General features: G+C 33.2%; 11 protein-coding genes. 5 read left to right on the forward strand and 6 right to left on the reverse strand.

The genetic code is table 11. The annotated features are described in order from the left end of the window. The 4 genes from B3J44_RS05300 to B3J44_RS05315 form a co-directional block, all read right to left on the reverse strand. A partial coding sequence (locus B3J44_RS05300; RefSeq protein WP_286966503.1) for an ABC transporter ATP-binding protein occupies positions 1-1,349 on the reverse strand: 1,349 nt, incomplete at its 3' end. A gap of 240 nt (positions 1,350-1,589) precedes the next feature. Continuing rightward, on the reverse strand, positions 1,590-3,317 hold the full coding sequence (locus B3J44_RS05305) for a phospho-sugar mutase (protein WP_286966505.1): 1,728 nt from the start codon (positions 3,315-3,317) through the stop codon (positions 1,590-1,592). A gap of 53 nt (positions 3,318-3,370) precedes the next feature. After that, entirely contained in the window at positions 3,371-4,327 is a 957-nt protein-coding gene (locus B3J44_RS05310) for a glycosyltransferase family 2 protein (RefSeq protein WP_286966507.1), read from the reverse strand. An 8-nt stretch (positions 4,328-4,335) separates the two neighbouring features. Beyond that, on the reverse strand, positions 4,336-5,025 hold the full coding sequence (locus tag B3J44_RS05315; protein WP_286966517.1) for a DUF4199 domain-containing protein: 690 nt from the start codon (positions 5,023-5,025) through the stop codon (positions 4,336-4,338). A gap of 86 nt (positions 5,026-5,111) precedes the next feature. Here B3J44_RS05315 and B3J44_RS05320 point away from each other — a divergent pair, with 86 nt between their 5' ends. Both B3J44_RS05320 and B3J44_RS05325 read left to right on the forward strand, forming a co-directional pair. Next, a complete protein-coding gene (locus tag B3J44_RS05320) occupies positions 5,112-5,366 on the forward strand; it encodes a type B 50S ribosomal protein L31 (RefSeq protein WP_111363726.1) in 255 nt (84 codons plus the stop codon). A 161-nt stretch (positions 5,367-5,527) separates the two neighbouring features. Further along, on the forward strand, positions 5,528-6,703 hold the full coding sequence (locus B3J44_RS05325) for a GlmU family protein (protein WP_286966524.1): 1,176 nt from the start codon (positions 5,528-5,530) through the stop codon (positions 6,701-6,703). Positions 6,704-6,828: 125 nt separating this feature from the next. On the opposite strand, the gene B3J44_RS05330 is transcribed toward B3J44_RS05325, so the two are convergent. Then, positions 6,829-7,272, reverse strand: a complete 444-nt coding sequence (locus tag B3J44_RS05330; protein WP_198858197.1) for a PepSY-like domain-containing protein — start codon at positions 7,270-7,272, stop codon at positions 6,829-6,831. A gap of 244 nt (positions 7,273-7,516) precedes the next feature. Here B3J44_RS05330 and B3J44_RS05335 point away from each other — a divergent pair, with 244 nt between their 5' ends. From B3J44_RS05335 to B3J44_RS05345, 3 genes are all read left to right on the forward strand, one after another. Then, positions 7,517-9,151: an ABC-F family ATP-binding cassette domain-containing protein gene (locus tag B3J44_RS05335; RefSeq protein ID WP_286966530.1), complete on the forward strand. Its 1,635-nt coding sequence runs from the start codon at positions 7,517-7,519 to the stop codon at positions 9,149-9,151. A gap of 235 nt (positions 9,152-9,386) precedes the next feature. Next, positions 9,387-10,541, forward strand: coding sequence for a porin (locus tag B3J44_RS05340; protein WP_286966532.1), 1,155 nt, complete (start codon positions 9,387-9,389; stop codon positions 10,539-10,541). 20 nt (positions 10,542-10,561) lie between these two features. Then, entirely contained in the window at positions 10,562-11,992 is a 1,431-nt protein-coding gene (locus B3J44_RS05345) for an anion permease (RefSeq protein ID WP_198858195.1), read from the forward strand. Here the strand turns inward: B3J44_RS05345 and B3J44_RS05350 are convergent. Further along, a complete protein-coding gene (locus tag B3J44_RS05350) occupies positions 11,989-12,291 on the reverse strand; it encodes a GNAT family N-acetyltransferase (protein WP_286966543.1) in 303 nt (100 codons plus the stop codon). The genes B3J44_RS05345 and B3J44_RS05350 overlap by 4 nt on opposite strands. Positions 12,292-12,333: the final 42 nt, after the last annotated feature.

Genomic DNA, 12,333 nt, shown 5'->3' on the forward strand with positions numbered 1-12,333 from the left:
GTAACTAATCCCATCAAACTGCGAAGCGATTGTAAATTCATGTCTTTAATGTTAATTCCGTCAATAGAAATAGAACCGTCATTAACATCATAAAAACGTGTCAATAAATTAGCGATTGTACTTTTTCCGCTTCCAGATTGTCCAACCAAAGCAACAGTTTGTCCTTTTTTAATTTGAAGAGAAAAGTCTTTTAAAACGGTTTCTTCTTCATATTTAAAGTTTACATTTTGAACACTTATATTATTATCAAAAGTTGTTTTTTCAATTGCATTTTCTTTAGAAACGATGGTATTTTCCTGTTCTAAGATTTCAAGAACACGTTCTGCAGCTGCGTTTCCTCTTTTTACTCCGTAAGAAGCTTTAGAAATTGCTTTTGCAGGAGTTAGAATATTATAAGCTAATCCCATGTAGGCAATAAATGCTGCGCCTTGTAATGTTTTATCAATCAAAACCATTTGACCTCCGTACCAAAGTAGAATGGCAATTACAGTAATTCCCATAAATTCACTTGCAGGCGAAGCTAAATTCTGGCGGTTTCCGATGCTGTTTGATAAAGTGAAAAAACGCTCTGTCGAATTTTGGAAAACTTTATTAAAGTAGTTTTCAGAATTATAGCCTTTTACAACTTTTAATCCTCCAATTGTTTCTTCGATTGTAGAAAGAAATCTTCCTTGTTCTTCTTGTGCTTTAGTAGATTGTTTTTTGAGCTGTTTTCCAATCAACGAAATAATATATCCAGAAACAGGAATGAAAATGAATACAAATAAGGTTAGCTTAGCACTAATGATAAGCATAGTGGTAATTGTAAAAATAATCGTTAAAGGCTCTTTTACGATAAGCTCTAAGATGGCCAAAAAAGAATTTTGAACCTCGTTTACGTCAGCTGAAATCCTAGAAATTACATCTCCTTTTCTTTTTTCAGAATAAAATGCCAAAGGAAGCTCCAAAGTTTTTTTGTACAATGCATTTCGCATGTCTTTTAAAACGCCATTTCGAAGGAAATTAATAAAAAACATTGCCAAATAATCGGCTAAGTTTTTAAGTAAAAAGATCGAAATAATAATGGCTACCATTACCGATAAAACATAACCAGGTTCGTGGTTTTTTTGTGCCGTGGTAATGTAATAAGCCAAATAGTCTTCAGCATAATCTTTTATTTTAAAAATACCTTGATAAATTGGTTCTATTTCAACTTTTTTTCCTTTTTCGAATAATACCTGAAGCATAGGTATTAAAGCGACAAACGAAAGTGTGCTGAAAAGCGCATACAAAATATTAAAAAAGATATTTAAGAATGCGTATTTTTTATACGGATATATAAAAGGAATTATTTTTTTGAAATTACTCATTTATTTTTTTTGATATTGTTTTCTTTTAATGCGATGACTCATTTCTGGATTAAAATTATTTTGAGCAAGCAAATTTTATTGCACAAAATTAATCCAATTGAGGTGTTTTCAATTTCTTTTTAGTTTTTTTTATAAAAGAAACTCTGATTTACTTTAGAGATTGTAAATCAGAGTTCAAAGATATCTAACTTGTTGATCTTGCATGTTAGGTGCAAAATTGTACAATTGAGAAAAGCAGATTTAATTTAACTGCATGTCTGCAATGATATTTTGTATTTTGTTGTCTAAGAATTTCTCTGCTTCATCAAAATCTAAAACCGATTCGATTTCAGCATTTACGCTGATATAAAATTTAATTTTAGGTTCAGTTCCACTAGGTCTAGCGCAAATTTTAGATCCATCTTCTGTGTAATAAATCAATACGTTTGATTTAGGAATATCCATTGTTGATTCAGATCCATCCAATAAATTTAATGCAATAGAAGATTGGTAATCCTCAACCATGATAACTCTTTGTCCGTTTATTTCTTTTAAAGGATTTTCGCGTAAATCAATCATCATTTGGTTGATTTCTTGTAAACCTTCCATTCCTTTTTTAGTCAATGAAACTAAGTACTCTTTGTAGAAGCCATTTTCTACATAAAGCTGTAAAAGTTCTTTGTAAACAGAGCTTCCAGCAGCTTTAGCTTGAGCTGCAACTTCGCAAATTAATAAAGTAGCGGCAACAGCATCTTTATCTCTCACGGCATCTCCAACCATAAATCCGAAACTTTCTTCACCACCTCCAATAAACTCAAGTTCAGGGAAATCTTTAATCATTTTAGCGATCCACTTAAAGCCAGTTAACCCAACTTTGCACTCAACACCGTAACTTGTAGCCAATTCCATAATCATTGGAGTAGAAACGATTGTTGAACCAATGAATTGTTTTCCGTTTAGTTTACCTGCTTTTTTCCATTGTTTCAATAAGAAAGAAGTCATTAAAACCATAGTTTGGTTTCCGTTCAACAAAATCATTTTGCCGTCATTGTTACGAACAGCAACTCCTAAACGGTCGCAATCAGGATCTGTTCCAACTACAATGTCAGAATTTGTTTTGTCTGCCAAGGCTAGAGCCATTGTTAAAGCTTCTGGTTCTTCTGGATTTGGAGATTTTACAGTTGGGAAATTCCCGTCTGGAATAGCCTGTTCAGGAACAATGTGAACATTTTTATATCCTGCTTGAGATAAAGTATCTGGAACTGATTTTATAGAAGTTCCGTGCAATGAAGTGAAAACAATTTGAAGATTGTCTTTAGCTTCAGCTGGAGTGTTAAAACTTGCGTTTTCGATAGATGATTTTATAAAAGCTTTGTCTATTTCGGTGTCAATGTACTGAATCAAATCTTCGTTTGGGCTAAATTTGATTTTGTCATAGCTTAAGTTTTCAATTACATTGACAATTTCTTTGTCTTGCGGAGGAACAATTTGTCCGCCATCTTGCCAGTATACTTTGTAACCGTTATATTCTGGTGGATTATGAGAAGCTGTTAAAACAATTCCACACTGACATTTTAAATATTTAAGAGCAAAAGATAATTCTGGAGTTGGTCTTAAATCAGAAAACAAATAAACCTGAATACCATTTGCAGAGAAAACATCAGCAACCACTTTTGCTAAAGTGTTGCTGTTGTGGCGACAATCGTAAGCAATAACTACTTTTAAAGGCTCGTTTGGAAAAACCTTATGCATATAATCAGATATTCCCTGAGTATTTTTTCCAAGCGTATATTTATTGATTCGATTGTTTCCAATACCCATTACACCGCGCATTCCTCCAGTTCCAAATTCTAAGTTTTTGTAAAAACTCTCTTCAAGTTCTTTTGGCGAAGTTGTCATTAATTCTTTAACGGCAGCTTGCGTTTCCTGGTCAAAGGTTGGAGTCAGCCATTCGTTTACAGCGTTTAATATGTTTGGTGCTATGTTCATTGTAAATTTTGTTTTTGTATAGTTAAAAGGTTTTAAAGATGATTAAAATATTTTTAGAAATTAACCTCTCGAGCTACTTTATAACGAGCTTCATTGTTTTTAGTTCTTAGAATAATTTCGCCTAAGAAGCCTGCTAAAAATAATTGAGTACCAAGAATCATTGTGGTTAAAGCAATATAAAACCATGGGTTATTGGTAACCAAAGTGTATTTCATTCCAGTATACATATGGTATAGTTTAGAAACCCCAATGTATCCGGCAGATAAAAATCCGATTATAAACATTAAAGAGCCCATAGCGCCAAATAAGTGCATAGGTCTTTTTCCGAATCTTGATAAGAACCAAATCGTAATTAAATCTAGGAAACCGTTTATAAAACGCTCCATTCCGAACTTAGTTTCACCATATTTTCTAGCTTGGTGAATTACCACTTTTTCGCCAATTTTTCCAAATCCTGCATTTTTAGCTAAGACAGGAATATAGCGGTGCATTTCGCCAGAAACTTCAATGTTTTTCACTACGACATTTTTGTAGGCTTTCAATCCGCAGTTAAAATCGTTTAACTCAACGCCAGAAGTTTTTCTAGCGGCCCAGTTAAATAATTTTGACGGAAGATTTTTTGCTACAACAGAGTCGTAACGTTTCTTTTTCCATCCAGAAACCAAATCGTACTTTTGATTTGTAATCATTTCATACAATTCAGGAATTTCATCTGGACTGTCTTGCAAGTCGGCATCCATAGTAATAATGACATCGCCCTTTGCTTTTGCAAAACCAGCATGTAAAGCTTGAGATTTTCCAAAGTTTTTCATGAAACGAATTCCTTTTACATTTGGATTTTCGTTAGAAAAACCTTCAATAATCTGCCAAGAATTATCTGTACTACCATCATCTACAAAAATGATTTCATAAGAGTAATTGTTAGATTGCATCACTTTAATGATCCATATATAGAGTTCTTTAAGTGATTCCTCCTCGTTTAGAAGCGGTATAAGTATAGATAAATTCATTTATATTTTTATTCTTGTGTAGATTTGCTTTTAAAAAATGCGGCTAAAATTAATCCTAAAATAGAATAGCCGATAATACTGAAAATTAGAGCCTTTAATTGTTCGACAGTTGAGAAAGGATTGTTTTCTTTCATTTGAGCTATTGCTTCATTTATTTTAGAAGCAGGAGTTCCAAATTTCTGCAGAGTTTCGGCCATATATTTAACCAATAATTCACCTATAGTGGTTCTTGCTTCAGGATCAATCACGTTGAATAATACGATACTGAAAAAAGTAGAAATTATTACAGCAATTAGTGTTGTTATAAAAAAAGTGGTAAATGCGTCTTTAAAAGATAAAAAACCGATTTCTTTTTTTGTTTTTGTTAGAAGTATAATTCCTATAATAACATAAACTGCAAATTTAATAGAGCCAATCCAACCAGAAACAAACAAGTTTAAATCTATAGCGTACATCGTTGCCGTAAATAATGAAAGGATAACTCCTAAAATAACTCCATACGTAACGCCATTCTTTTTTATAACTTCATTAATCATATTTGATATGTTTAAAATTAATCCACAAATATAGTAATTCCCACTATAATCGAATATAAAAAAAGCTTTTCGAAATAAACTAAAAAAAAGTAAGCTAACTGTTTGTTTATTAAAAAAGAATTGTAAATTTGCACACTCAAAAATAATTAAATTTTTAAACAAAAAAGAGTAGTATTTGTTTACACCTTTTTCTAGCCATGAAAAAGCTTCAAAATGAAAATGCTCTAAAACAATAAATAAAAGAAAAGATGAAAAAAGGAATTCACCCAGAAAATTACAGATTAGTTGCATTTAAAGACATGTCTAACGATGAGGTTTTTATCACTAAATCTACTGCAGATACAAGAGAAACAATTGAAGTTGACGGAGTTGAGTATCCAGTTGTAAAAATGGAGATTTCTAGAACATCTCACCCATTTTATACTGGTAAATCTAAACTTATCGATACTGCAGGACGTATTGATAAATTCAAAACTAAATACGCTAAACACGCTAAAAAATAATAGCTGTTTTACATTATACAAAAGCCTTCCAAACTCTGGAAGGCTTTTTTTATGCGTTAAATATTACTTTCCGTTAATATGGTTTTGAATTAAAACAGTAAAATATTTGTAACTTTGAAGCCAGGTAACCAAATCAAATTTTAACAAACACTCAATTATTTATGAACTACATTCTTTTCGACGGTCCCGTTCGGAATGCTTTATTACCTTTTACTTTTACTAGACCTGTAGCTGATATTTTAGTCGGAATTATGACGATTCGCCAGAAATGGGAAAAATACCTAGGTTCGACAATCACTACTATAACAGAGGAATATTTATCGGAGAAATTTCCAATGGTCGAATTAGAAGAAAACGTAATGATCAATGCAGCGTATTTGCCAAATGATACTCTTGCAGAGATGGTTTCTAATTTAACAGAAAACCAAGCAATCTTTAAAGGCGAAGATGTAATTGCATTTTTTGCAAGCGAAAATCAGGAAGAAGTCGATTTTGATTCTTACGAAATTATTCCATACAACGAAGATTGTATAACAATCGAACATACTTGGGATATTTTCTCTAAAAATGATGCCGCAATTCGTCAGGATTTTAAGTACTTGACTGAAGATCGCACTTCGCAGCCAATTCCTAAAAGTGTAAATGTAATAGCGCCAGAAAATATTTTTATCGAAGAAGGAGCAAAATTAGAGTTCGTAACTTTAAATGCTTCAACGGGTCCTATATATATTGGTAAAAATGCTGAAATTATGGAAGGAACTGTAATTCGCGGGCCATTTGCTTTATGCGAAAACGCTATGGTAAAAATGTCGGCTAAGGTTTATGGGGCAACAACTGTTGGGCCAGGATCTAGAATAGGCGGCGAGGTTAAAAACTCAGTTCTTTTTGCTAATTCTAACAAAGGACACGAAGGGTTTTTAGGTGATTCTGTTTTAGGTGAATGGTGCAATATCGGTGCAGATTCTAATAACTCGAACCTAAAAAACAACTACGAAGAAGTAAAATTATGGAGCTACGAAACAGAAGGTTTTGCTAAAACAGGACTTCAGTTTTGCGGTTTAATGATGGGAGATCATAGTAAATGCGGAATCAACACCATGTTTAATACAGGAACTGTTGTTGGTGTAAGTGCTAATATTTTCGGAAGCGGATTTCCTCGCAACTTTGTTCCAAGTTTTTCTTGGGGTGGCGCGGCAGGATTTACAACTTATGTGACTAAAAAAGCTTTTGAAACTGCAAGGTTGGTAATGAGTCGAAGAAATATAGAGTTTGATGCAACAGAAGCTGCAATTATGGAACATATTTTTGAAGAAACTAAAAAATGGAGAAAAGACTAATTAGATAATTGGTCAATTTGATAATGAGATAATTTTTGTAACCCGACAGGTTTTAGAGACTTGTCGGGTTTATTTTTTTAGCCAGAGATTAAAATTAAAAAGATCAAAAAATCTGTGGCTAAAAATTATTTGTCAATCTTAATAAAATCTTCTTTCAGGTTGAATTTTAATTCTAAGCCGTTGGTAAGTTTGGCTTCATAACCAGAACTTCCAATTTCTAATTTGGTTACTTTTTCCTTAGGAAAGTTTGATTTGATGTAAGAAGCAATTTTTTTAGGAACAATAGATTTTGGAATTTTAGAGCTATTGCCGTCAACTTCTTTCCAATTCCCTTTTTTATCGAATTCAATTTCTATTTCATCTCCAAACTTAACTTTGTATTCTGTAGAAAGAATTTCTTTGTCTTCTAATATGTAGCTCGGTTTTTTTGAGCCAAAATGGGTCTTTAAAAATGCTTGAGCATTTGCTGGTAAAGCTTCTTTTTTGATTACAGTTTTTTGTGCATTTGCAGAAAGTCCAAATATTAATCCTGCAATTAAGTAAATAGTCAGTTTTAATTTCGTTTTCATATTTTGCTGATTTTTAAAATTATAGTACAAGGTAAGATTAAAAAATCAAAATATGAGAAAACCATTTAGGTTTCGTTTGCTGCGATTTAGGTATTATTTAATTGGTCAGATTATCTAATTGACACATTTTCAAAATTATCTAATTTTCAAATTGCCTAATTATCTAATTAAATTATCTTTGCAGCACGAAAAAAATGGGTAGTCTACTAAACGATTAACCGATTAAACAAATTAACAAGAACAAATGATTACAGTTAACGATATTTCGGTTCAGTTTGGCGGAACTACACTTTTTAGCGATGTTTCTTTTGCTATAAATGAAAATGATAAAATTGCCCTTATGGGTAAAAATGGTGCGGGAAAATCTACACTTTTAAAAATAATTGCAGGAGCAAACAAACCTTCAACAGGAAGTATTTCGGCTCCAAAAGAAGCTGTAATTGCTTACTTGCCACAGCATTTGCTTACTGAAGATGGCGCAACAGTGATGGAAGAAGCATCTAAAGCGTTCAGTGAGATTTTTAAAATGAAATCTGAAATCGATGAGATCAATGAACAATTGACAGTTCGTACTGATTATGAAAGTGATGAATACATGAAATTAATCGAAAGAGTTTCTGACTTAAGCGAGAAATTTTATGCTATTGAAGAAGTGAATTACGAAGCTGAAGTTGAGAAAATTCTAATTGGTTTAGGTTTTGAGCGTGAAGATTTCGCACGTCAAACTTCAGAATTTTCAGGAGGATGGAGAATGCGTATTGAGTTGGCTAAGATTTTGTTGAGAAAGCCAGATTTGATTTTGCTGGATGAGCCTACTAACCACATGGATATTGAAAGTATTCAATGGTTAGAAGATTTCTTATTGACTCAAGCAAAAGCTGTTGTGGTAATCTCGCACGATAGAGCGTTTGTAGATAATATTACAAACCGAACTATCGAAGTTACGATGGGAAGAATTTACGATTACAAAGCGAAATACACTCATTATTTAGAATTAAGAAAAGACCGCCGTATACATCAACAGAAAGCGTATGATGAACAACAGAAAATGATTGCTGAAAATCGTGCTTTTATCGAACGTTTCAGAGGAACATTTTCTAAAACAGATGCAGTTCAGTCTCGTGTCAAAATGCTTGAGAAACTTGAAATAGTAGAGGTTGATGAAGTTGATACATCTGCATTGCGTTTAAAATTCCCGCCAGCGGCACGTTCTGGTCAATATCCAGTTATTGTAAAAGAAATGTCTAAAGCTTACGGAGATCACGTAGTTTTTAAAGATGCAAACATCGTAATCGAACGCGGACAAAAAGTAGCTTTTGTTGGAAAAAATGGTGAAGGAAAATCAACAATGATTAAAGCAATCATGAAAGAAATTGGCGTTGATTCTGGAAGCGTTGAAATCGGTCATAATGCGCAAATCGGATATTTTGCTCAAAATCAAGCGGCATTATTAGATGAAAATGCTACAATTTTTGAAACAATTGATAGTATTGCGGTTGGAGATATTAGAACGCAAATCAAAAATATTTTAGGCGCCTTCATGTTTCAAGGAGATGATATTACAAAGAAAGTAAAAGTGCTTTCTGGAGGTGAAAAAACGCGTTTGGCAATGATTAAATTATTATTGGAGCCAGTAAACTTGTTGATTCTAGATGAGCCTTCAAATCACTTGGATATGAAAACCAAAGACATTATTAAAGATGCTTTGCGTGATTTTGATGGAACTTTAATCCTAGTTTCTCACGACCGTGATTTCCTTGACGGATTAGCTACTAAAGTTTTCGAATTTGGGAATAAAAGAGTTAAAGAGCATTTTGAAGATGTGGCTGGTTTCTTAGCACACAAGAAAATGGATTCTATGAGAGAAATAGAGAAATAATATCTTTCAATAAAAATTTTAAAGGGCATAAGTTTCATTACTTATGCCCTTTTTTTTGCTGTAATATTAATAACAGTATTTTAATGCAATTTTTTTTACATAAAATCTCTTTTTTTGTTATTTTAGTATTCCCATTTCGCATTGACTATAAGCAGTTAGGTTTTTTGATCTCAAGAATAAAGAGCTGATTTTTAAATCACTATATAAGCATTACTATTTCATTTAATTTAAGCCTATGAATAAAAGTCTACTAATGCCATTTTTTTTCCTTTTTCTTACAACTCCATTTTTTTTGCATGCCCAAGGAGATTTGAATCAGGGAGCTGATAAAAAAGAAACTGAAGAAGTAAAATATCCGCAATTTCAATTAAAAGGTCTTCTTCAGGCAAGATATCTAGAGAGTTTTGGAGATAATGTAGACGTTTTAGGAACGCATCATTCAACAGGAGATGCAGTTCAAAGCTCTTTTGATATAAAAAGAATGCGTGTTGGATTAAATACCAAATTAAGCGAAACTACAGAAATCGTAATTCTGGTCAATTTAGCCGATTTTAAATCAGATCCAAAAGGTAAAGTTCTGGAGAATGCCTACGGAAAATATACTTTTAATAAATATATAGCCTTAACAGGAGGACAGTTTCGACCTGCCTTTGGTATTGAGGAGCTTGTTCCGGTTGATATTATTAAATCTTTCGATTTTTCAAATCAGTATTATGAATTTGGAAAAAATGGATGGACAAGTTTTCAGATAGGGGCATCGGCAACAGGAGCTTTTGATGTAGGGAAAATTCCAGTGAATTATGCTGTTTCGATTTTAAATGGAAATGGAAAAAATATGGAAATGGATAAAGACAACGGAAAACAATATTCTTCAAGATGGGTTTTTGGTTTGTCAAAAGAACATAAAATTAATCTAGGTTTAAATGGAGGTTTCGGAAAAGTCTTTAAAGAAGATGTTTTTGCATTTGGAGCCGATATTACCAGCGATTTTAAATTGACCGATAAACTTAGTTTTGATTTACAGATAGAATTTAAGCAAGGAACAAACCATAATTTATATTATTCTTTGCCAGTTGAGGCTCGAACAGACAATGTAGCCGATTATCAAATGCGAGGAATATATTTTCTGCCAAATTTTAGATACGAGATAAATTACAATAAACTTACAGCGCTTGAAGTATCTTGTCGCTACGAATCTTTTGATCCGAGTTACAAAATAGATTCAAATGTTCGAAAAACTTACACGCCAATGGTTAGTTTAGAATTCGGGAAATCGTACACAGGTCGTATCGAAATGGGATTTGAAATTGACAGATTTGATAAAAGTATTCCCGATACATCAACCTATAACGATAACCTGTTTTTAATTCAATTGCAGCTTAGAATTTAATTCACTTAATTTTTGTTTTTATGAAAGAAGTAAAAATTCCTCAGACTTTAATTACGCTGGCAGTTTTAGTTGCCATTTGGTTTATTCCAGCGCCAGAAGGTGTTGTTCCAGAAGCGTGGCATTTATTTGCCATTTTCGTGGCTACTATTTTAGGAATCATCTTAAAAGCGGCTCCAATGGGAACTATGTGTATGATAGCAATTGCTTTAACGGCAATGTCTCAGGTTTTGGCTCCTGGAGATCCTGGAAAATCGATAACAATGGCATTAAGAGGATTTGGTGATAAAGTAATCTGGCTGATCGGAATTTCGTTTTTCATTGCACGAGGATTTATAAAAACAGGTCTTGGAAATAGAATTGCTTTTCTATTCATAAAAATATTCGGAAAAAGTTCTCTTGGACTAGCTTATGGTTTAGGATTGGCAGATTTGGTTTTAGCGCCAGCTGTTCCGAGTAATACCGCTAGAGGAGGAGGGATCGTCTATCCGATTATGAAATCAATGTCGATGAGTTTTGGATCAATGCCCGATAAACCTGAAACACATAGAAAGCTCGGAGCATATTTAACGTTGAATAGTTATAATATGAATTTGATTGCATCTTCTATGTTTTTAACAGGAACGGCAAGTAATCCGATGTGCCAGAAATTTGCACTTAATTTAGGGATAAAAATAACTTGGATGTCTTGGGCAGCAGCAGCGATTGTTCCAGGATTATGTGCGTTTATTGTAATTCCTTTTGTTTTGTATAAAATTTATCCGCCAGAATTAAAGAAAACCGGTGATGCTCCACAGCTTGCCATGCAGAAATTGAAAGAAATGGGGGCCATTACAAGAGACGAATGGATGATGTTGCTAACATTTTTTATTCTACTTTTCTTATGGATGACAGGAGATTTGTTTTCTATTGATGCTACTACAACAGCTTTTATCGGATTAGTGATTTTGCTTTTAACTTCAGTTTTAACTTGGGAAGATGTAAAAGCCGAAAAAGGAGCTTGGGATACTATTGTGTGGTTTTCTGTTTTGGTAATGATGGCGAGTTCGCTTAACGAATTAGGTTTTATAGCGTGGTTCAGTGACTTGGTAAAAGCACAAATTGGCGGATTAAGCTGGCAAATGGCTTTTCCGATTATTATATTGGTCTATTTCTTTAGTCATTACCTTTTTGCAAGTGCAACTGCGCACGTTGCAGCAATGTACGCAGCCTTGCTTGGTGTTGGGGTTTCGCTTGGAATTCCAGGACTATTGCTCGCATTTATGCTTGGTTTTGTCGGATCTCTTTACGGAACTTTAACTCATTATGGTCATGGTCCGGCACCCGTATTTTTCGGGAGCGGCTACGTTGACCTAAAGAGCTGGTGGGTCAAAGGGCTTATAACCGGTTTGGTTATGCTCTTAATTTATATGGTAATTGGAGGATTATGGCTCCGACTTATTGGGTATTTTTAAATTCTAATTCCAGGAGGAAGCAATTCTTTGTATTTAGGGTTCTTTTTGAAAAATGAAACAATCTTTGGGTGAATAGGAACTACTCTGTAATTTTTTTCAGAACTTAAATCTAATATATTTTTAAGTAAAGTGTTGATTGTTTCTTCGTTCTCTAATGAATCAGGTTTGTTGATTTTAGTTAAAAAGATTTTCTTTTCTTGAAATTGATACTCAACTGCTAACATTCCTTCAGGGATGACAGTTTCGAATTGGCGTGCAAAAGTGTTGTCTTTGATTTCCATAGTTACAGATGTTTCCATAGTAATTTCTTGTTAGGTTATTGGTAAATAGTGAATTTGGGA

Origin of the sequence: Flavobacterium sp. UBA4854 (genome assembly GCF_002399805.1) — a bacterium.
Lineage (GTDB): Bacteria > Bacteroidota > Bacteroidia > Flavobacteriales > Flavobacteriaceae > Flavobacterium > Flavobacterium ginsengisoli.